Below are 18,852 nucleotides of genomic sequence, written 5' to 3'. Positions count from 1 at the left end.
CATTTCGGATCACACAAACCCATGCCGCCCAAGCCACCGGCGGTACAGATCCGGCCAGGGTTCGGCGGGCCGGCCCGGCGTGTCGCGGATGGCGAAGCCGTGGCCACCGGATTCGAAGATATGCATCTCGGTCGCCACGTTCTGCCGGCGCAGGGCCTGGAACATGGCCAGGCTGTTGCCCACCGGGACGGCGTCGTCATCGGCGGCGTGGAACAGGAAGGTGGGGCAGGCACCCGTCCGCACAATCTGGTCCGGCGAATAGGCCTTCACCTGCTCGGCCGACGGGCTGCTGCCCAGCAGGTGCTGGCGCGAGCCCGGATGGGTCAGCAACTCGTCCATCGAGATGACGGGATAGGCCAGGCAGGCCAGTTGGGGGCCGGCGGGCAGCTTGTCGGCCTCGTCCACGGGCGTGTACACGGCGGCGTCATGGCGGGTGAGCAGGCTGGCGGCGAGGTGGCCGCCGGCGGAGAAGCCGATGATGCCGATGCGACCGCCGTCCACCGCCCAGGCCTTGGCCTTGTGGCGCAGCAGGCGCATGGCACGCTGCGCATCCTGCAGCGGCACGTCCGGCCCATTCCTCCAGCCCTGCGCGGGCAGGCGGTAGGTCAGGACGGCGGCGTGCAGGCCGGTGGCGTTCAGCCAGCGGGCGATCTCATAGCCTTCCTTGTCGAACCACACACTGGAGTAGCCGCCGCCGGGGATGACCAGGATGGTGGCGCGCGGACCGGGGCTGGCGCTGCGGAAAAAGGCCAGCGTGGGCGTGGACACGCTCTCCGCCGAGCGGTCGGGGGGGCCGCCCATGGGGCCGTGGTCGGTGACGGCGTCCTTGACCGCCACGCCCTCGCCGCCCGGCGGGGTGCCGGGCCACAGGGGCAGCAGCGCGTCCGGATCCCGGCGCTGGCGCGAAAGCTGCACCAGGTCGGTGGCCGGCGAGCCGTCGGCCTTCGCGGATCGCGCCAGGGCGGCGCCGGCCAGCGCGGCCAGGGCCAGGCCGCGGCGGTTCAGGGTGAAGGTCATGGGGCTGCCTCCCTCAAGGCTGTTCGGTTTCTGTTACCGGTAACTTAGCCGAGAGAGCGGCGGGAATGCCAGCCCGCCTCAGGTGCCGGCCACCGTCATGCCTTCCACCCGCAGGGTGGGGCTGTCCACGCCGTGGCGGAATTCCAGGTCGTTGGCCGGCCGCAGGGTCAGGTACATGTCCTTCAGGTTGCCGGCGATGGTGACCTCGGCCACCGGGAAAGCGATCTTGCCGTCCTCGATCCAGAAGCCCGAGGCGCCCCGGCTGTAGTCGCCGGTGATGCCGTTGACGCCGCTGCCCATCAGCGAGGTGACGTAGAAGCCCTGGCGGATGTCGGCCAGCAGCTGTTCCGGCGTCTCCTCGCCCGGGGCCAGATAGACGTTGGTGGCGCTGGGGCCCGGCGGGCCGCCGGTGCCGCGCGCGGCGTGGCCGGTGGAGGCCAGCCCCAGCTGGCGGGCGGAACGGCAGTCCAGCAGCCAGGTGGTCAGCACGCCGCCGTCGATCAGGTTGCGGCGGCTGTTGGCCTGCCCCTCGGCGTCGAAAGGCTTGGAGCGCAGGCCCCGGCGGATATGCGGGTCGTCGACGATGGTAATGTTGGGCGCGAACACCGCCTGGCCCATCTTGTCCTTCAGGAAGCTGGTGCCGCGCGCGATGGCGGCGCCGGAGATGGCGCCCGCCAGGTGGCCGACCAGGCCGCCGGCCACGCGCGGGTCGAACACAACGGGCACGGCCTGCGTCGCCACCTTGCGCGGGTTCAGGCGGGCCACCACCCGTTCACCGGCGCGGCGGCCGATGGTGACGGGCGACTCCAGGTCGCCGGCATAGATGGTGGAATGATAGTCGTAGTCCCGTTCCATGCCCGTGCCGCTGCCGGCCAGGACGGAGACGGACAGGCTGCGGCGGCTGACGCTGTAGCCGCCGGAAAAGCCGTTGCTGGCCGCCAGCGTGACGGTGGAGCGCGACCAGCCGGCGTCCGCCCCTTCGGAATTGCTGACACCGGGCACGGCCAGCGCCGTCTCCTCCAGCTCCGCGATCTGGGCCAGCAGATCCTCGGCCACCGGTTCGGACGGATCGCACAGGTCCAGATCCGGCCAGTCGCGGGCTAGGCTGTCAGGATCGGCCAGGCCGCAGAAATCATCCTCCGGCACCAGCCGGGCCATGGCCACCGCCCGCTCCGCCAATTCCTTCAGCAGCGCCGGGCTGCGGTCGGTGGAGGAGACGATGGCCTGGCGCTTGCCCACGAACACCCGCAGGCCCAGATCGCCCAATTCGGCGCGCTGCACCTCCTCCGGCTTGCCCAGGCGCTGGCTCATGGACATGGCGGCGCTGTCCACCAGCAGGGCGTCGGCGGCGTCGGCGCCGGCCTTGCGCGCCAGGGTCAGCAGATCGTCCAGGATGCCGGCGGCGGTGGCGTCAGGGGGCAGGGGGGGCATGGGTGCGGAAGCTCCAGGCTCGGATCAGGGTGCCCCGTTGGGGGGCGAAACAAAGGGCTGAGGCCACATGTGGGCATTCGATGCCAGCTTGCCAGGTCGCGGCCCCCGGGGGAAGCCTGACCTTGGGGTGAAGGCGTTGGCGCCATGGGGAAATGGTGCCGGGTCGCGGGAAATGTTTCTGAAAGGTAACTGAAAGCACAATTGCAACGATTTGTTTCTTAGCCTATCAAAGAGTGACATCCGTTTGTTACCGACCGCGGCTAGGGTCCCCTGGCCAATGCGCGAAGGCTGCCCCGCCTGACGCATTCGGTCGGTCGAATGGACCACTACGGGGATCTGCCGCCCCGGTTCGTTCGGTCAACCTTTCGGGTTTCTTCCCGGAAGTAGTCCATCAACCTTACAGGGCCACGGGCGCCAACCCCGCGGCCCTGTTTTCTTTTCTGGCATCGGCGACATCGATTCCCCATGGTGTTGAGGATGGCGCGGGTGATACGCTCTCCTAACTGAAACCGATTTCACCAAACAGGGATCGCCCTTGGCCTTCGACCTCACGGTGCTGACGCCTCATCTGGACACGCTGCTGGCGGGCGCCGCGCTGACGGCGGAGGTTTGCGCGCTGGGCATCGCCGGCGCCTTCGCGTTGGCCACGGCGCTGGGGTTGCTCGCCGTCGGCAGGGGCTGGGCCGGGCGCCTGGCGCGGCTGTATGTCGACGTCTTCCGCAACGTGCCCTTCGTGGTGCAGGTTTTTTTCCTGTTCTACGGCCTGCCCGAGGTGGGCGTGTACATCGACGCCTTCTGGACCGGCGTGTTGGCGCTCAGCCTGGTGGGCGGCGCCTATGGCAGTGACGTGGTGCGCAGCGGCATCCTGGCGATCGAGCCCGGGGTGGTGGAGGCCGCGAAGGTCGGCGGCCTGTCGCGGCTTGCCATCATCCGCCGCATCGTCCTGCCCATCGCCCTGCGCACCGCCATCCGGCCCCTGGGGTCCGTCTTCGTGAACCTGGTGCTCAGCTCGTCCATCCTGTCCATGATCACGCTGGACGAGGTGACGGGGACGGCGCGGGGCGTGGCGTCGGAAACCTATCGCCCGTTCGAGGTCTATGCCTTCCTGCTAGCCGCCTACGCCGGCCTGACCTACGCCGTGTCGCTGGGCATCGACGCCCTGCATCGGCGCCTGAACCGGCACATGATGGCCAACGGGGCGATGGGGGGCGGGGCCTGATGCGGCACGCCGGCTTCACCTGGCATGACGGCGCCTTGCTGGCCCAGGGTCTGGGCGTCAGCCTGGGCCTGTTCGCGGGCACCTTCCTGATCGGGCTGGTCCTGGGATCCGGGGCGGCCGTGGTGCGCCACTTCCGCGTGCCGGCGCTGGGCGCCCTGTTACACACCGGTTTGGAACTGCTGCGCAATTCCCCCGTCCTGGTGCAGCTGTTCCTGGTCTTCTTCGGGGTGCCGGCCCTGATCCACCAGCCGCTGACGCCCGTTTTCGCCGCGAGCCTGACCCTGTCGGCCAACACCGCGGCCTTCGTCTATTTCATCGCCTTGGCCGGCCTGGACGCGGTGGGGCGGGACCAGGTCGAGGCGGCGCGCGCCTTCGGTCTCAGTCGCGTCCAGCTGGTGCGCCATATCCTGGGGCCCCAAGCGGCCGCCTTCGCCATGGCGCCGCTGGTGGGCCTGGCGGTCAACCAGTTGCAGGTGACCTCCCTGGTCTCCGTCATCGGGGTGGTCGACCTGACCAAGGCGGGCGACATCCTGAACCTGCGCACCTTACGGCCCTTCGCGGTGTGGACCATGGTGGGCGTGCTGTATTTCGCGGCGGCCAAGACGTTGACGCTGCTGGGCAATCGATGGGAGCGGCGGCTGCGCGCCCATGCAGCCCCGCTGGGGCTTTAGGGGGATGACGGCATGATAGCGGTGGAGGGCGTGGTCAAGCGCTTTGGCGCCCACACGGTGCTGGACGGGGTCAGCCTGACGGTGGCGCCGGGGGAGGTGGTGACCATCCTGGGGTCCAGCGGCTCGGGCAAAAGCACGCTGATCCGTTGCATCAACGGGCTGGAGACGCTGGACGGCGGCCGCATCACCGTCGATGGGCTGGACGTGGCCAACCCGCGCCAACTGGCCCAGGCGCGCCGCCTATCGGCCACCGTGTTCCAGCTGTTCAACCTCTATCCCCACATGAGCGTACTGCGGAACGTCACCCTGGCGCCGGAACTTGTGCTGAAGCGCCCCAAGGATGAGGTGGAGGCGCAGGCCCGCGATCTGCTGGCCGGCGTGGGGCTGGCGGGCAAGGCCAACTCCTATCCCGGCCAGCTGTCGGGCGGGCAGCGCCAGCGCGTGGGCATCTGCCGGGCGCTGGCCATGAACCCGCGCTACCTGCTGCTGGATGAGGTGACCAGCGCGCTCGATCCGGAGATGACGGCCGAGGTGCTGGCGATCCTGGGCCGGCTGGCGGGCCGCCAAATCGGGGATGGGGGCACCACCATGCTGTTCGTGACGCATGAGGTGGAATTCGCCCGCCGCATCTCCACCCGCATCGTCTTCCTGGACCAGGGACGCCTCATCGTCGACCTGCCCACGGACCAGTTCTTCGCCGCGGACGGGGGCCTGGCCCATCCTCGCATCCATCAATTCCTGTCCAAGATGGCGCCCACCGCCGGAGTGCATGCATGATCCTGATCGCCAATTCCGAAGCCTGGCCCGGATTCCAGACCACCATTGACCGCCTGAGGGCGGGGGAGCGGGGCCCCGACCCCCTGGTGGCCGGCATCGCGCGGGTGGAACGCGAGGCGACGGTGCGCAGCGTCGGCTACGGTGGCTGGCCCAACATGCTGGGGGAGATGGAGTTCGACGCCGGCGTCATGGACGGCGGTACCCGCCAAGTGGGGGCCGTGGGCGCCTTGCGCGACGTCATACCGGCCAGCGCGGTGGCGCTGCAGGTCATGCGCCGGCTGCCGCACACCCTGCTGACCGGCGACGGCGCCCGCCGCTTCGCCCTGGAATGCGGATTCCAGGCGGAACCCACCCTGCTGGAGGAATCGCGGCGGGTGTGGTGGGAACGGCTGGAGAAGGAATTGCCGCCGGCGGATCTCGCCGCCTTCCCCAACATCCCTCTGGCGCCGCTCAGCCGCGCCATCACCGATCCGGAGCGGGTGCGCGACACCACGGTCTTCCTGGGCCGGGATGCCGGCGGCGACCTGCACGCGGCCACCAGCACCTCGGGCTGGGCTTGGAAGTATCCGGGCCGCCTGGGTGATTCGCCCATCGCCGGCGCCGGCTTCTATGCCGACAGCCGCTATGGCGCCGCCGCCTGCACCCACACGGGGGAGATGACGGTGCGCTGCGGCACGGCGCGGTCCATCGTGCTGGCCTTGCAGCTGGGCAAGTCCTTGGCTGAAGCGGTGGAGCTGGCGGTGGCCGACCTGGGGGAACTGCGCGAGGGCTTCCTGGCCGGGGTGGTCATCCACGCGCTGGACGCCCGTGGTAATCATGAGGTGGTCAGCTTCCGCTGTGGTCCCGCCATCCGGTATTGGTATTGGGATCCGTCCCTGTCCGCGCCCGAGGAACGCATCGCGCGCACGGTATGAGGTGCCAGATGTTCCGTAAGCTCTTGTCCGTGCTCGCCGTCATGCTGATCGCCGCTCCCGCCTGGGCGGGCAAGCTGGAGGACATCCGTCAGCGCGGGGTGTTGCGGGTGGGGGTGTCGCTGGGCGGGGAGCCGGTGGGCTTCCGTGACGACCGCAACGCGCCGGCCGGCTATGACGTCGACGTGGCCAGGCGCCTGGCGGACAAGCTGGGGGTGGGGGTGGAATACACCGACGTCTCCGGCGACGCCCGGGTCAGCATGCTGGTGTCGGGGCAGATCGACGTGGCGGTGGCCAACCTGACGGCCACGGCGGAGAGGGCCAGGACCATCGCCTTCACCATCCCCTACAACCGTGTGGGCCTGCGCGTCATCGCGCAGAAGAGCGCCGGCATCAACCAGCTGTCCGACTTGGCCGGCAAGAAAGTGGTGGTGGGCCGGGGCACCACGGGCGAGGCGTTCCTGCGCCAGGCGGTGCCGGGGGCCAAGCTGGTCTTCACCGACACCTTCGCGCCCGACGGCGTGCTGCTGCTGGTGCAGCGGCGGGTGGACGCCGGCATCGAGGATTTGTCCATGATGGACTACCTGGCCAGCACCAACCCCAGCCTGAAGACGCTGCCCGACCTCTATTCCAACGCCCCCATCGCCATCGGCCTGGCCCAGGGCGACATCGACTTCCTGCGCTGGCTGAACGGCTTCGTCGCCGACTACATCAAGTCCGGCGCGTATGAGGCCAACTACCGCAAATGGTGGGGCAAGGACGCGGCCGTCCCCACCCTGACCGCCAATTGACCACCGTCGGCCGGTCAGCCGGTCAGCCGGGGATGGAAACGCGTGGGCAGGGTCAGGGGCCATGGACCGGTGGCGCCGCCGCTCAGCACCGCGATGACCGCCGCCACATAGGCCCGCCTGTCATAGCCAATGGAGGAGATGGGATAGGCGTCGAAATCCGTCAGCGAGAGGTTATCGTAGCCGTACAGGCGCGTTGTGGTGGCGCGGCCGCCGGGGAAATCCGCCCGCAGCCGGTCCAGCACGCCCATGGCCATGGCGTCGGAGGTGCAGAAGACGGCATCCGGCCGGGACGTCAGGGCCAGTTCCTCCCCCGCCTTGTGGCCGCTGGCGTAGGAATAGTCGCCCTGCAGGCTGGCCGTCAGGCGGATGCCCTGGGCGGCCAGCGCGGTGTGGTACAAACGGATACGCGCCTGCTCCAGGGCGGAGGTGAGGCGCCCGGTCACCAGGGCCGCGGTCTTCACGCCCTGGCGCGCGGCATGGGCCACGGCCTCGGCTATGCCCACCCCTTCGTTCGGGATCACCGCGGGCAACTCACGGTCATGCCGGCCGTTCAGCATCAGCACCTTGTCGGTGCGGAACAGGGTGCGGGCGGTGGCGGCGTCGGCGAAGTCGGAAAAGACGACGGCCGCGTCGACGTGATAGGCGACGCCGGTGCGCAGGAAAGACTCCACCCGGTCGCTGGAACCGACGCGGATGAAGATCACCTGCTTGCCCGTGTTCTGGACGGCCTCCAGCAGGGCGTCGAACAGATCCAGGTCGCTCAAGTCATGGATGTGGTTGACGACGACGGCCACCAAGTTGACGCTTTTGGTGGTCAGGCTGCGGGCCAGCAGGTTGGGGCGGAATCCCAGCTCTTGCGCCGCCTGCAGCACGCGCGCCTTTTTCTCCGCCGACACCGGCCGTTGTTCGTCCGACAGCGCCCGGGACGCCACCGCCCGCGATACGCCGGCCCGTTCGGCCACGTCGCTGATGGTGGGGTTGGCTGGAAGGGGTGCGCAAAGCTTGTCGGTTCCGTTCCCGTCCATCCCAACCATTCCCCATTCTTTCCCAACGCCGATAAGGTGCCGGCGGTTTCCTATAAAACCGGGCACATTAACGAAAGAAGATTTCAATCTTGATATACTGTTTCGATATCGGCGGGTCATACATTTCCCTGGGGACAGCCAGTACAGATGTCGCGGTGACAGGGGCGGTGACCCGTGTCGGGCGGGTGCCGACGCCGGCCCGTGACCGCGCCGCCTTCGTCCAGGCGCTGGCGGGGCTGATCGCCCAAGCCCACGTAAATGGGCCGCCTGGGCCCGAGGATGCGCCGGTGGCCCTGGCGCTGGCCGGGGACATCGACCCCGCCACGGGGCTGGCCAGATGCGCCAACATCCCCTGCCTGACGGGCACGCCCCTGGTGGCCGATCTGACGGCGGCGCTGGGCCGCCCCGTGGTGGTGGGCAACGACGCCGCCTGCTTCGTCCTGGCGGAGGCGACGGTGGGGGTGGCGCGCGGCCAGGATACCGTCTTCGGCATCATTTTGGGAACTGGCGTGGGCGGCGGCCTGGTCGTGGGCGGCCGGCTGGTGCCCGGGGCCGGCGAATGGGGCCACGGGCCGGTGGTGAAGCAGGTGACCGGGGACCCGAGCGTCACCCTGGCGCGCCTGCCGTGCGGCTGTGGCCAGGCGGGCTGTGTCGACACCATCGGCGGCGCCCGGGGGCTGGAGCGCCTGCACCATGCCCTGCACGGCGTGTGGCTGGACAGCCAGGCGCTGACGGCGGCTTGGCACGCCGGCGAGCGGGACGCCATGCGCACGATCGACATCTATGTCGATCTGGTGGCCGATCCCTTGGCGGTGGTGGTGAACGCCGTCGGCCCCGGCCTGGTGCCGGTGGGCGGTGGCCTCTCGTCCGATGCCGCCCTCGTTTCGGCGTTGGACGCGGCGGTGCGGGCCCGTATCCTGCGCCGCACGGGTACGCCGCTGCTGCTGCCCACGGCGCTGGGCGGTGCGGCCGGCATGCTGGGGGCGGCCATCCTGGGCATCCGGTGGTTGGAACAGGACCAGTAACGGAACAGGGCTGAAGGGGGACTGCGGGGATGACCCGGGCGGAAACGAATCGTGTGCGGCTTGAGGTGTGCGTGGACAGCCCGGCGGGGGTGGCCGCCGCCATCAAGGGGGGCGCCGACCGGCTGGAGCTGTGCGCCGCCCTGGTGGTGGGCGGCCTGACGCCGTCGCGCGGCCTGATGGCGCTGGCGGCGGCCAGCGGACGGCCGGCCTACGCCATGATCCGCCCCCGCCCGGGCGACTTCGTCTATGGCCCCGCCGACCTGGACGTCATGGGCGACGATATCGACACGGTGCGGGCCCTGGGCCTGCCCGGCGTGGTGCTGGGCGCCAGCCTGCCCAATGGCGAGCTGGACGCGGCCGCCCTGGCCATCCTGGTCGACCGGGCCGGCGGCCTGGGCCTGACCCTGCATCGCGCCATCGACCTGACCCCCGACCCCATAGAGGCGCTGGACATCGCCATCGAGCTGGGCTTCGAGCGCGTGCTGACCTCCGGCTGCGCCCGCAGCGCGGTGGAGGGGACGGAGACCATCGCCGAGCTGGTGGAACATGCCCAGGGCCGCATCAGCGTCATGGCCGGCAGTGGTGTGACCCCTGACAACGCCGTGGACCTCATCCGCCAGACCGGCGTGACCGAAGTCCACGCCTCCTGCGGCATGGCCCCGGCGGTGGTGGACCAGCACCTGCTGCACTTCGGCTTCGTCCAGCCCGGCGCGCGGGAGACGGACGCGGCGACGGTCATGTGGCTGGCGGCGGCGATTAGGGACATCTACTGACCATGGCCTGCCGCCCCCAGCTCCTGGTGCGATCATGTCCATGCCTTGTCCATGGGCATGAGGGAGATGGCGATGGCCGCGACGGCCCGACTGGTGGTTCAGATGACGCCGATGGAGGAGCGGCGACTCACCGCCCAGGCCAAGCGCCTGGGTGTTTCCACCTCTGAATTCGTGCGCCGCCGGGTCGCTGAAGACGATCTGGTGGAAAGCCGCGAAGAGATCGAGGCGCTGCTGGCTACCCCGGCGGACGCCGCTCCACGCATCATGGCCAGCCTGGATCGATCCATCGCCGAAGCCGAGGCGGCGATCGATGAGGTGCGGGAGCGTCGCTCCTCACGAGTTTCGGCGAAAAGATCCTCAGCGGCCTGCGCACCGTCGTGCTGATTGAGGAACGGGTGCAGCGGTTGGACGGCGCCGTTTCCGATTTGCGCCGCGAGACGGCCAGGCGCTGGCCGATCATGAGCGCCGCCTGACCCGGTTGGAGACCATTGTCGAGATCGCGCGGCCCGATGGCGCCACCCTGCGCATCAGCCGCCAACCGGAAAGCGACAGCGGTTCCGGCGGCGGCTGATGTTAGGCGTCGGGCTCACTTCCGCCAGATCGGCTTCCCAGTCCCCGGCAGGCCATAGCTGGCCCATTTGCGGCTGACCTCGTCGACCACGCCCTGGTCCATGGCGATCTTCTCGCCCCACTCGCGGTGGGTTTCGGGGGGCAGCTTGTTGGTGGCGTCCAGGCCGACCTTGCCACCCAGGCCCGAGTTGGGGCTGGCGAAGTCCAGGTAGTCGATGGGCGTGCCCTCGATGACGGTGATGTCGCGCGCCGGGTCCATGCGGGTGGACACGGCCCACATCACGTCCTTCCAATCGCGGGCGTTGATGTCGTCGTCGACCACGATCACCCACTTCGTGTACATGAACTGCCGCAGGAAGGACCACACGCCCATCATCACCCGCTTGGCGTGGCCCGGGTAGGCCTTGCGCATCGAGACGACGGCGATGCGGTAGGAACAGCCTTCCGGCGGCAGCCAGAAATCGATGATCTCCGGGAACTGTTGGCGCAGCAGGGGGATGAAGACCTCGTTCAGGGATTTGCCCAGGACGGAGGGCTCGTCGGGCGGCCGGCCGGTGAAGGTGGAGAGATAGATGGGGTCGCGGCGCATGGTGATGGCCGTGACCTGGAAGACGGGAAACTTCTCCACCGAGTTGTAATAGCCGGTGTGGTCGCCGTAGGGACCCTCGTCCGCGTACTCGTCCAGCGAGACATAGCCTTCCAGGACGATCTCCGCCTGGGCCGGCACCTTCAGCGGTACGGTCTTGCAGTCGACCAGGTCCACCTTCTTGCCGCGCAGCATGCCGGCGAACTGGTATTCCGACAGCGTCTCCGGCACCGGGGTCACGGCGGCCAGGATGGTGCCGGGGTCGGCGCCCAGCACCACGGCGGCGGGCAGGGGCTCGCGCTTGCCGGCGGCCTTCCAGCGATGATGGTGCTGGGCCCCGCCGCGATGCTTCAGCCAGCGCATGATGGTGCGGTCGCGCCCCAGCACCTGCATGCGGTAGATGCCGAGGTTGAAGCGATCCTCCGCCAGGCCGTCCTTGTCGTTGGCGGTGGGTCCCTGGGTCACCACCAGGGGCCAGGTGATCAGGGGCGCCGGCTCCCCCGGCCAGCAGCTCTGGATGGGCAGGCGGCCAAGGTCAACCTGGTCGCCGGTCAGCACCACCTCCTGGCAGGGCGCGCTGCCCACCGTACGCGGGCGCATCGCCATGACGGTCTTCACCAGGGGCAGCATCTCCCACGCGTCGCGCAGGCCGCGTGGCGGCTCCGGCTGCTTCAGGAAGGCCAGCGTCTCCCCCACGTCGCGCAACTCATGCGGTTCCCGGTCCATGCCCCAGGCCACCCGCTCCACCGTGCCGAACAGGTTGACCAGCACCGGCATGTCCGACGGCGTGCCGTCCGCCTTGATGACATTTTCGAAGATCACGGCGGGGCCGCCCTCGGCCAGCAGGCGGGTCTGGATCTCGGTCATCTCCAGCACGGTCGATACCGGGGTCTTGACCCGCACCAGGCGGCCCGCCTGTTCCAGCCGGTCGATGAACTCACGCAAGGAGGCATAGGGCATGGGGAAACGTCCAGGGTAGGAATAGGCGGTAAAGGAGCGGATACGGCCCCGCCAGGTCAAGCCTCCACCCGCCAGACGACGCTGTCGCGGTGGGTGCGGTCCTCCAGCTCCAGCGTCGTGGGCACGCGGTACGTGGCCAGCGGGGTCAGGCCCTGCTTGGGCAGGTAGGTGCGTCCCGGATCGCCCATCAGGACCAGGGCGCCGGCGCCGACCAGGCCGCGCAGCCAGGCCATGACCCGCTCCGCCATCGGCCGCTCGTAACAGACGTCGCCCACCAGAACGACGTCGATATCGGGCTGGGGCTGGTCCACGACGTCGCGCTCCACAGCCGTCACGCTCACGCCGTTCAGCCCCGCGTTGAGGCCTATGGCGGTGATGGCGTAGGCGTCGATCTCGACCGCCAGGACGGAGGCCGCCCCCGCCTTGGCGGCGGCGATGGCGATCAGCCCGCTTCCGGCGGCGAAATCCAGCACCCGGGCGCCCCGTACCAGCTCCGGATGGTCCAGCACATGGCGGGCGACGGCCTGCCCGCCGGCCCAGGGGAAGGCCCAGAAGGGGGGCGGCAAATCCTTGGCCGCCAGCGTCGCCTCCGTCGCCTGCCACAGGGGTGTGATCTCGCTGGCGGTCAGCAGGGTCAGCTCCGGCACCAGAGCCGGCGCCTCGGGGGCGGTGTTGGCGCGGATGAAGGCGGCGCGGTCGATGTCACTCAAGACGCGGCCGCCATGCCCAGGATGACGCTGGCCAGGAACACCCAGCCGGCGACGCGGGCGGCGCGGAAGGCGGCCAGGCTGTCGGCTGGGTCCTCCGGCCGCCACTGCCAGGCCTGGCGCAGCAGCAGGCCGCCGGTCAGGGCCACGCCCAGGTAGGCCAGCGGGTGGACGCCGGCGGTCAGCAGGGCCAAGGCCCACAGCGCCGTGGCGCCGGCGTAGAAGCCCAGGATCCAGCGCTTGGAGGCGGCGCCGAGGCGGAGCGCCGTGGACTTGACGCCCACCTTGACGTCGTCCTCGCGGTCCTGGTGGGCGTAGATGGTGTCATAGCCCAGGGTCCACAGGATGCCGCCGGCATAGAGCAACACGGGCGGCCAGGCGAGGTCGCCCCTGACCGCCACCCAGCCCAGCAGGGCCCCCCAGTTGAAGGTCAGGCCCAGGAAGGCCTGGGGCCACCAGGTGACGCGCTTCATCAGGGGGTAGGCCGCCACCAGCACCAGGCTGGCGGCGCCCATGACGATGGTGGCGCGGTTCATCTGCACCAGCACGCCCAGGCCCACCAGGCACTGGGCCCCCAGGAAAGCGATGGCCTGGGGCACGCTGACGGCGCCGCTGGGGATGGGGCGCACGCGGGTGCGCTCGACCAGGGCGTCGAACTTGCGGTCGATGATGTCGTTGATGGTGCACCCCGCCCCGCGCATGACGACGGAGCCGATGGCGAACAGCAGCATGAGCCAGAGGTTGGGCGGGTGTCCCGGCTCGGCCGCCAGGGCGATGGACCACAGCCCCGGCAGCAGCAGCAGCCAGGTGCCGATGGGCCGGTCCAGCCGCGCCAGCCGGGCGTAGGGGCGGGCATAGGCGGGCAGATGGCGGTCGATCCAGTCGCCTTGGCGGATGTCGGTGTGGCCGGCGCCTATGGAGCCGCTGGTCTCGCTGGGCATGCGGGGAAGCCTTGTTCGGGTCCGTGTGCAGGGACCTTAGCGGGAACAGGGCGGCCGGTCACCCTTCAGCCGGCCGGGCTGACCCTCGAAAAATGCTTGAGTGTTAAATGGTAGAATGGACAAAGGAATGATTGTTCCGCATCTAGACCTCTCCTGTTCCGCCTCCTTTCCATCCGCACGATCGACCATGGCCGACCGCCCCCGCACCCGCCTGCATCTCGACGCCCCCCTCGCGGCCGGCCAGACCGCCGACCTGTCGGGCGACCAGGCGCATTATCTGCGGGGGGTGCTGCGCCAGGCGCCAGGCGACCGGCTGCTGGTGTTCAACGAGGCTGGGGGCGAATGGCTGGGGGAGATATCGGCGCTCACCAAGTCCGGCGGCGCCGTCACCCTGCTGGAACAGACCCGGCCGCCGGTGGCCGTGCCGGACGTCTGGCTGCTGTTCGCCCCGCTGAAGGGCGGGCGCACGGAATATGTGGTGGAAAAGGCGACGGAGCTGGGCGTTGCCCGCCTGTGCCCGGTGCTGACCCGCCGGGGCGACGTGCCGCGCGTGAACCTGGACCGTCTGCGCGCGAACGCGATGGAGGCGGCGGAGCAGTGCGAGCGGCTGTCCGTCCCCGTGGTCGATCCGCTGGCCGACCTGTCGGCCGTGCTGGCCGGCTGGCCCACCCATCCGCTGACCCGGGATCGCACCCTGTTCGTGGCGGCGGAGACGGGGGCGGCCCGGCCCCTGGCGGCGGCTGTGACGGATGCTACTGCGTTAGGGCGCAAAGCGGCGTTCCTTGTGGGACCGGAGGGGGGCCTCCATCCCGGTGAGCTTGACCAGCTTGCCAAAACACCCTTTGTTGTCCCGGTAGGACTGGGTCCACGCATCCTGCGGGCGGACACGGCCGCTTTCGCTGTGCTTGCCTTGTGGCAGGCGCTGGCGGGCGACTGGACCGCCGCCCCAGGGCAGGACGCGCGCCCGCCGTTCCGTTGAGTGTCCCGTTCCCTGTTCCCGGCCCCCAGCCGCGCTTTGATACCCAAGCCTTGTGAAGCCAAGCCTTGTAAAGAAGGACCGACCAGATGTCTGCGCCGCCGAAGAGCCCGGGTACCCCCGTCACCGACCGCCGCGAGCTGGTCGAATACCTGGAGCAGGGCTGCAAGCCGGCGGATGCCTGGCGCATCGGCACGGAACACGAGAAGTTCGCTTTCCGCCTGGGTGATAACCGCCCGCTGCCTTATGAGGGCGAGCAGGGCATCGGCCGCATCCTGACTGAGATGGCGTCCCGCTACGACTGGACACCGGTGAAGGAGGGCGAGAACATCATCGCCCTGACCAAGGGCCAGGCCAGCATCACGCTGGAGCCGGGCGGGCAGTTCGAACTGTCGGGCGCGCCGCTCAGCACCATCCACCAGACCTGCGGCGAGGTGTCGGAGCACCTGGCCCAGGTGCGCGCGATCGGCGCCGACCTCGGCATAGGCATGATCGGCCTGGGCTTCAATCCCAAGTGGAAGCGGGAAGAGATTCCCTGGATGCCCAAGGGCCGCTACCGCATCATGCGCGACTACATGCCCAAGAAGGGCACCATGGGCCTGGACATGATGACCCGCACCTCCACGGTGCAGGTCAACCTGGACTTCAGCTCCGAAGCCGACATGGTGAAGAAGTTCCGGGTCAGCCTGGCGCTGCAGCCCATCGCCACGGCCCTGTTCGCCAACAGCCCCTTCAAGGAAGGCAAGCCCAACGGCTTCCAGAGCCTGCGCAGCCATGTGTGGACGGACACCGATCCCGACCGCTGCGGCGACCTGCCCTTCGTGTTCGAGGAGGGCTTCGGCTTCGAGCGCTATGCCGACCACGCGCTGAACGTGCCCATGTACTTCGTCTACCGCGACGGCCAATATATCGACGCGTCGGGCCAGGACTTCCGCGCCTTCCTGAGGGGCGAACTGCCCGCCCTGCCGGGGGAGCGGCCGCGGATCACCGACTGGGTGGACCATCTGACCACCCTGTTCCCCGAGGTGCGGCTGAAGCGCTTCCTGGAGATGCGTGGCGCCGACGGCGGCCCGTGGGCTCGGCTGTGCGCCCTGCCGGCCCTCTGGGTGGGCCTGCTGTACGACACCACGGCGCTGGATGCCGCCTGGGACATGATCAAGGACTGGACGGAGGAGGAGCGGGCGCAGCTGCGCAACAACGTGCCACGCCTGGGCTTGGACACGCCCTTCCGCAAGGGCACCGTCCTGGATCTGGCGCGCCGGACGGTGGCCATTTCGCGCAGTGGCCTGGACAACCGGGCGCGCCTGGCCGGCATGGGCGACAACGAGAGCCATTTCCTGGAGGCGCTGCAGGAGATCGTGGACAGCGGTGTTTCGCCGGCCACGGAACTGCTGAACAAGTTCAACGGGGAATGGGGCGGCGATATCGATCGGGTCTACGCCGAATACGCCTACTGAACTGAGAATGGCCGTATAGCGGACCTTGTCGTTTTACCCGGCCAGGCCGGGGATTCCTCCCTATCGCCATCGGGCTTCCCCTCGGAAACCGGTGGCGACCCTTGTGAAAGGCGGCGAAGCGGGCCTTAAGACCCAGGGACCTTGGTGCCCAGCGGGCGGTTCAGCATATCCTTGGGGTCGGCGTGGCTAACATCGTTGCAATTGCCGGCCAGGCGGCTGCCGGTGTTCACGCAACGCTGCTGGGCGGCCTTGGGCGCGGCGGCGTTTGCCGTCTGGGCGGTGTCCGGCTGGGTCTGGCAGCCGACGGTGAGCAAAGCGAAGCCAAAAGTTGCTGCCAATAACGGATGGTGACGCATAAAAACTCCGTTCGATATCAAAGATGCAACAAACGGATTTATGCGCACTGTGGTGACGTGGGCAACCGGTCTTTTGACCGGAAGCGTTGCGAAATTGATACCGGTTTCCATCCAGTCCTGCGTCTGGCGCATCCGCACCGCAGGAAACACCAAAAGGTGCAAAGATCGCTTAATGCGGGGGCATGCCGGAGGGGTTGGTGCGGTTCTCCAGCACCTGCCGGGGATCGGCCTGCGTGCCGGCCTGGCAGTCGCCACCCAGGCGGCTGCCGGTGGTGGCGCACCGCTTCCTGGCCGGCTTCCGGGCCGTCTGGGCATCCGTGGTCGCGGGGGCGTCCGCCGCCTTGGTTTCGGCGGCGGCGGTATCCGGAGGCGCGGCCGGGTCCTTGGTGGTGTCCTTGCCGGGCGTGTCCTGGCCGCCGGCATCCTGTGCCAGGGCCATGCCCATGGGCTCCATCGCCAGCAAGGCTGTGACCAGAATTGATGACATCAATCGTGCACCCATGCCGTTGGCCCCTCCGTTCGCCCGCGCCCTTAAAGCACGCGGGATGATGGGGCCGGCTGTCGTGGCGGCGATGAAAATTCAGGCGCGGGTGGCGGCGGCCCTGGCGTGGGCGCGGGCCAGCCAGGCGGCGACCTCGCCGGTGATGTCGTCCACCGAGGCCAGAGGGATGCGATAGGTGATGCGGTCGCTGGGGTCGGCGGTCTTGACCGGGGTCAGGGGCAGGGGCTCGCGGCCCAGGGCCAGGCCCAGGTCGACTCGGCCCTTGCCCGCCGGTTTGGCCTCCGCGAACTTCAGCCCGGCGCTGAAGGAGACCATGGTGGACAGCACGGTGCTGGTGACATCGGCGCCCAGGCCGTGGGCCAGCGCCGTCAGCCGGTCGCCGATGGGACGCAAGGCCTCCCGCCCCTCATACAACTTGTCCAGCCGTTGTTCCGGGGCCATGTCGTGGATGCCGCCCAGGGCATGGGCCGCCAGCACCTGGGCGGTGGCGCCGCCCAGGCCGTGGGCCTGCTTCAGCCAGCGGGCGCAGGCCTTGGGATCGGACGGCCCTTCCGCCTTGATCAGGATGGCCCACGCCGCGGCGTCCCGCCCGGTCTTGGCCGGCAGGTTGCGCAGGATGGCGGCCATCATCTCATCGGGACTCTTGCCCATGGCCGCTTCCCGCCCGTTCGGATCAGGCCGCGGTGCCGCCGACGGTCAGGCCGTCGATGCGCAGTGTCGGCTGGCCCACGCCAACGGGCACGCTCTGCCCTTGCTTGCCGCAGACACCGATGCCTTCGTCCAGGCAGCTGTCGTCGCCGATCATGGTGACCTTGGTCAGCGCGTCCGGGCCGTTGCCGATCAGGGTGGCCCCCTTCACCGACGGGCCGATCTTGCCGTCCTCGATCAGATAGGCTTCCGAGGCGGAGAAGACGAACTTGCCCGACACGATGTCCACCTGGCCGCCGCCGAAGTTCACGGCGTACAGCCCGCGCTTCACCGAGGCCAGTATCTCCTCCTTCGTGCGGTCGCCGGAGCGCATCATGGTGTTGGTCATGCGCGGCATGGGCACGCTGCTGAAGCCCTGGCGCCGGCCGTTGCCCGTGGGCTTCACCCCCATCAGGCGGGCGTTCATGCGGTCCTGCATGTAGCCGACCAGGATGCCGTCCTCGATCAGGGTGTTGCACTGGCTGGGCGTGCCCTCGTCATCCACGGTGATGGAGCCGCGGCGGCCTTCCAGGGTGCCGTCGTCCACCACGGTGACGCCGGGGGCGGCCACCCGCTGCCCGATCAGGGAGGAGAAGGCCGAGGTGGCCTTGCGGTTGAAATCGCCCTCCAGCCCGTGGCCGATGGCTTCGTGCAGCAGCACGCCGCACCAGCCCGGGCCCAGCACCACGGGCATCTCGCCCGCCGGCGCCGGGATGGCGGCCAGGTTGACCAGGGCCTGGCGCAGGGCCTCGTCCACATAGTGGCGCCAGGTCTCCGGCTGCATGTAGCGCTCATAGGCCAGGCGGCCGCCGGCGCCGAAGCTGCCGGCCTCCATGCGGTCGCCCTCGCCCACGACGACGGAGACGTTCAGGCGCACCAGCGGGCGGATGTCGGCCACGCGGTGGCCGTCGGCGCGGATGATCTGCACCGCCTGCCACTCGCCCGACAGGCTGGCGCTGACCTGGCGCACACGGGGGTCGCGGCCCCGGGCATAGGCATCGATGTCGGCCAGCAGCTTCACCTTGGCCTCGAACGGCACCAGGGCCAAGGGGTTGTCGGCGGCGTAGAGGGCGCGGTTGGTGCCCACCGGCGGCTCGGCATAGGTGCCGCCATGGCCGGCCTGTACCGTGCGCACGGTGGCGGCCGCGCGCTTCAGCGCCTCCTCCGTCAGGGTGGAGGCGTGGGCGAAGCCGGTGGTCTCCCCGGCGACGGAGCGTAGGCCGAAGCCCTGGGTGGTGTCGAAACTGGCGCTCTTCAGCTTGCCATCGTCCCAGAACACGCCTTCGGACTGGGCGTACTCCAGGAACAGCTCGCCATCGTCGCCGCCCTTCAGCGCGTCGGCGACGATCAATTCGGTGCGCGCGCGGTCCAGTCCGGCCCGGGTGAAGAACAGATCGTCGGTCTGGGCGAGCAGGCTCATGGTCGCGAAACTCCAAGGAACGGGCCGAAAAGCCGGGGCGGCGGCGGGGC

General features: G+C 69.5%; 20 protein-coding genes. 10 read left to right on the top strand and 10 right to left on the bottom strand.

Annotation, left to right across the window (positions count from 1 at the left end; all coding sequences use genetic code 11):
* Positions 1 to 9: 9 nt before the first annotated feature.
* Complete coding sequence (locus UAA55_RS27035; protein WP_322956720.1) at positions 10 to 1,017, bottom strand: alpha/beta hydrolase; 1,008 nt, start codon at positions 1,015 to 1,017, stop codon at positions 10 to 12.
* Positions 1,018 to 1,095: 78 nt separating this feature from the next.
* Positions 1,096 to 2,448: a TldD/PmbA family protein gene (locus UAA55_RS27030; protein ID WP_322956719.1), complete on the bottom strand. Its 1,353-nt coding sequence runs from the start codon at positions 2,446 to 2,448 to the stop codon at positions 1,096 to 1,098.
* 535 nt (positions 2,449 to 2,983) lie between these two features.
* Between UAA55_RS27030 and UAA55_RS27025 the strand changes: the two genes are divergently transcribed.
* Genes UAA55_RS27025 through UAA55_RS27005 form a run of 5 tightly spaced genes read left to right on the top strand, consistent with a single transcriptional unit; the run spans position 2,984 to position 6,817 of the window.
* Positions 2,984 to 3,667, top strand: a complete 684-nt coding sequence (locus UAA55_RS27025) for an amino acid ABC transporter permease (protein WP_322956717.1) — start codon at positions 2,984 to 2,986, stop codon at positions 3,665 to 3,667.
* Positions 3,667 to 4,338, top strand: coding sequence for an amino acid ABC transporter permease (locus tag UAA55_RS27020; protein WP_322956716.1), 672 nt, complete (start codon positions 3,667 to 3,669; stop codon positions 4,336 to 4,338). Before UAA55_RS27025 ends, UAA55_RS27020 begins: the two co-directional genes overlap by 1 nt.
* Before the next feature lie 12 nt (positions 4,339 to 4,350).
* Positions 4,351 to 5,115 (top strand): amino acid ABC transporter ATP-binding protein, encoded by a 765-nt coding sequence (locus UAA55_RS27015; RefSeq protein ID WP_322956715.1) that lies wholly within the window; start codon positions 4,351 to 4,353, stop codon positions 5,113 to 5,115.
* Complete coding sequence (locus tag UAA55_RS27010) at positions 5,112 to 6,029, top strand: N(4)-(beta-N-acetylglucosaminyl)-L-asparaginase (RefSeq protein WP_322956714.1); 918 nt, start codon at positions 5,112 to 5,114, stop codon at positions 6,027 to 6,029. The genes UAA55_RS27015 and UAA55_RS27010 overlap by 4 nt, the downstream gene beginning before the upstream one ends.
* Positions 6,030 to 6,037: 8 nt before the next feature.
* The gene (locus tag UAA55_RS27005; protein ID WP_322956712.1) at positions 6,038 to 6,817 is read left to right on the top strand and encodes a transporter substrate-binding domain-containing protein; all 780 of its coding nucleotides are present in this window, start codon (positions 6,038 to 6,040) and stop codon (positions 6,815 to 6,817) included.
* Between the two features lie 14 nt (positions 6,818 to 6,831).
* On the opposite strand, the gene UAA55_RS27000 is transcribed toward UAA55_RS27005, so the two are convergent.
* On the bottom strand, positions 6,832 to 7,842 hold the full coding sequence (locus UAA55_RS27000) for a LacI family DNA-binding transcriptional regulator (RefSeq protein ID WP_322956711.1): 1,011 nt from the start codon (positions 7,840 to 7,842) through the stop codon (positions 6,832 to 6,834).
* Positions 7,843 to 7,931: 89 nt separating this feature from the next.
* On the opposite strand from UAA55_RS27000, the gene UAA55_RS26995 reads away from it, so the two are divergent.
* The 3 genes from UAA55_RS26995 (at position 7,932) to UAA55_RS26985 (ending at position 10,024) form a co-directional block, all read left to right on the top strand.
* On the top strand, positions 7,932 to 8,867 hold the full coding sequence (locus UAA55_RS26995; RefSeq protein WP_322956709.1) for an ROK family protein: 936 nt from the start codon (positions 7,932 to 7,934) through the stop codon (positions 8,865 to 8,867).
* Positions 8,868 to 8,896: 29 nt separating this feature from the next.
* Positions 8,897 to 9,640, top strand: a complete 744-nt coding sequence (locus UAA55_RS26990) for a copper homeostasis protein CutC (protein ID WP_322956707.1) — start codon at positions 8,897 to 8,899, stop codon at positions 9,638 to 9,640.
* Between the two features lie 72 nt (positions 9,641 to 9,712).
* Positions 9,713 to 10,024 carry a plasmid mobilization protein gene (locus UAA55_RS26985; protein ID WP_322956706.1) on the top strand — a complete coding sequence of 104 codons (312 nt, stop codon included), beginning with the start codon at positions 9,713 to 9,715 and terminating at the stop codon, positions 10,022 to 10,024.
* Positions 10,025 to 10,226: 202 nt separating this feature from the next.
* Here the strand turns inward: UAA55_RS26985 and UAA55_RS26980 are convergent, their stop codons facing one another.
* The 3 genes from UAA55_RS26980 to ubiA are packed head-to-tail and all read right to left on the bottom strand — an operon-like array spanning position 10,227 to position 13,404.
* Entirely contained in the window at positions 10,227 to 11,756 is a 1,530-nt protein-coding gene (locus tag UAA55_RS26980; RefSeq protein ID WP_322956705.1) for a UbiD family decarboxylase, read from the bottom strand.
* Positions 11,757 to 11,812: 56 nt separating this feature from the next.
* Positions 11,813 to 12,466 carry a class I SAM-dependent methyltransferase gene (locus UAA55_RS26975; protein ID WP_322956703.1) on the bottom strand — a complete coding sequence of 218 codons (654 nt, stop codon included), beginning with the start codon at positions 12,464 to 12,466 and terminating at the stop codon, positions 11,813 to 11,815.
* Complete coding sequence (gene ubiA / locus UAA55_RS26970; RefSeq protein ID WP_322956701.1) at positions 12,463 to 13,404, bottom strand: 4-hydroxybenzoate octaprenyltransferase; 942 nt, start codon at positions 13,402 to 13,404, stop codon at positions 12,463 to 12,465. The genes UAA55_RS26975 and ubiA overlap by 4 nt, the downstream gene beginning before the upstream one ends.
* A 187-nt stretch (positions 13,405 to 13,591) precedes the next feature.
* On the opposite strand from ubiA, the gene UAA55_RS26965 reads away from it, so the two are divergent.
* On the top strand, positions 13,592 to 14,383 hold the full coding sequence (locus UAA55_RS26965) for a 16S rRNA (uracil(1498)-N(3))-methyltransferase (protein WP_322956699.1): 792 nt from the start codon (positions 13,592 to 13,594) through the stop codon (positions 14,381 to 14,383).
* An 86-nt stretch (positions 14,384 to 14,469) separates the two neighbouring features.
* The gene (locus UAA55_RS26960; protein WP_322956697.1) at positions 14,470 to 15,837 is read left to right on the top strand and encodes a glutamate--cysteine ligase; all 1,368 of its coding nucleotides are present in this window, start codon (positions 14,470 to 14,472) and stop codon (positions 15,835 to 15,837) included.
* A gap of 125 nt (positions 15,838 to 15,962) precedes the next feature.
* Here UAA55_RS26960 and UAA55_RS26955 read toward each other — a convergent pair whose 3' ends face one another.
* The 4 genes from UAA55_RS26955 to tldD all read right to left on the bottom strand — a co-directional run bounded on the left by UAA55_RS26955 (position 15,963) and on the right by tldD (position 18,802).
* Complete coding sequence (locus tag UAA55_RS26955; RefSeq protein ID WP_322956695.1) at positions 15,963 to 16,325, bottom strand: hypothetical protein; 363 nt, start codon at positions 16,323 to 16,325, stop codon at positions 15,963 to 15,965.
* A gap of 37 nt (positions 16,326 to 16,362) precedes the next feature.
* Entirely contained in the window at positions 16,363 to 16,680 is a 318-nt protein-coding gene (locus UAA55_RS26950; RefSeq protein WP_322956693.1) for a hypothetical protein, read from the bottom strand.
* A 93-nt stretch (positions 16,681 to 16,773) separates the two neighbouring features.
* Positions 16,774 to 17,346 carry a DUF5655 domain-containing protein gene (locus UAA55_RS26945; RefSeq protein WP_322956691.1) on the bottom strand — a complete coding sequence of 191 codons (573 nt, stop codon included), beginning with the start codon at positions 17,344 to 17,346 and terminating at the stop codon, positions 16,774 to 16,776.
* Positions 17,347 to 17,368: 22 nt separating this feature from the next.
* Positions 17,369 to 18,802, bottom strand: coding sequence for a metalloprotease TldD (tldD, locus tag UAA55_RS26940; RefSeq protein ID WP_322956689.1), 1,434 nt, complete (start codon positions 18,800 to 18,802; stop codon positions 17,369 to 17,371).
* Positions 18,803 to 18,852 lie beyond the last annotated feature (50 nt).

The organism is Nitrospirillum guanabarense (assembly GCF_034653355.1).
Classification (GTDB): domain Bacteria; phylum Pseudomonadota; class Alphaproteobacteria; order Azospirillales; family Azospirillaceae; genus Nitrospirillum.
The sequence above is the reverse complement of the archived record's forward strand: the minus strand, read 5'-3'. Positions and strand labels throughout refer to the sequence as shown.

Bases quoted from the DNA above. Each gene is read 5' to 3' on its own strand.
- UAA55_RS26965 (WP_322956699.1), top strand. From the start codon at position 13,592: ATGGCCGACCGCCCCCGCACCCGCCTGCATCTCGACGCCCCCCTCGCG.
- tldD (WP_322956689.1), bottom strand. From the start codon at position 18,802: ATGAGCCTGCTCGCCCAGACCGACGATCTGTTCTTCACCCGGGCCGGA.
- UAA55_RS26950 (WP_322956693.1), bottom strand. From the start codon at position 16,680: ATGTCATCAATTCTGGTCACAGCCTTGCTGGCGATGGAGCCCATGGGC.
- UAA55_RS26990 (WP_322956707.1), top strand. From the start codon at position 8,897: ATGACCCGGGCGGAAACGAATCGTGTGCGGCTTGAGGTGTGCGTGGAC.
- UAA55_RS26980 (WP_322956705.1), bottom strand. From the start codon at position 11,756: ATGCCCTATGCCTCCTTGCGTGAGTTCATCGACCGGCTGGAACAGGCG.
- UAA55_RS27015 (WP_322956715.1), top strand. From the start codon at position 4,351: ATGATAGCGGTGGAGGGCGTGGTCAAGCGCTTTGGCGCCCACACGGTG.
- UAA55_RS27005 (WP_322956712.1), top strand. From the start codon at position 6,038: ATGTTCCGTAAGCTCTTGTCCGTGCTCGCCGTCATGCTGATCGCCGCT.
- UAA55_RS26945 (WP_322956691.1), bottom strand. From the start codon at position 17,346: ATGGGCAAGAGTCCCGATGAGATGATGGCCGCCATCCTGCGCAACCTG.
- ubiA (WP_322956701.1), bottom strand. From the start codon at position 13,404: ATGCCCAGCGAGACCAGCGGCTCCATAGGCGCCGGCCACACCGACATC.
- UAA55_RS26985 (WP_322956706.1), top strand. From the start codon at position 9,713: ATGGCCGCGACGGCCCGACTGGTGGTTCAGATGACGCCGATGGAGGAG.
- UAA55_RS27000 (WP_322956711.1), bottom strand. From the start codon at position 7,842: ATGGACGGGAACGGAACCGACAAGCTTTGCGCACCCCTTCCAGCCAAC.
- UAA55_RS27020 (WP_322956716.1), top strand. From the start codon at position 3,667: ATGCGGCACGCCGGCTTCACCTGGCATGACGGCGCCTTGCTGGCCCAG.
- UAA55_RS27035 (WP_322956720.1), bottom strand. From the start codon at position 1,017: ATGACCTTCACCCTGAACCGCCGCGGCCTGGCCCTGGCCGCGCTGGCC.
- UAA55_RS27010 (WP_322956714.1), top strand. From the start codon at position 5,112: ATGATCCTGATCGCCAATTCCGAAGCCTGGCCCGGATTCCAGACCACC.
- UAA55_RS26955 (WP_322956695.1), bottom strand. From the start codon at position 16,325: ATGCGCCAGACGCAGGACTGGATGGAAACCGGTATCAATTTCGCAACG.
- UAA55_RS26960 (WP_322956697.1), top strand. From the start codon at position 14,470: ATGTCTGCGCCGCCGAAGAGCCCGGGTACCCCCGTCACCGACCGCCGC.
- UAA55_RS27030 (WP_322956719.1), bottom strand. From the start codon at position 2,448: ATGCCCCCCCTGCCCCCTGACGCCACCGCCGCCGGCATCCTGGACGAT.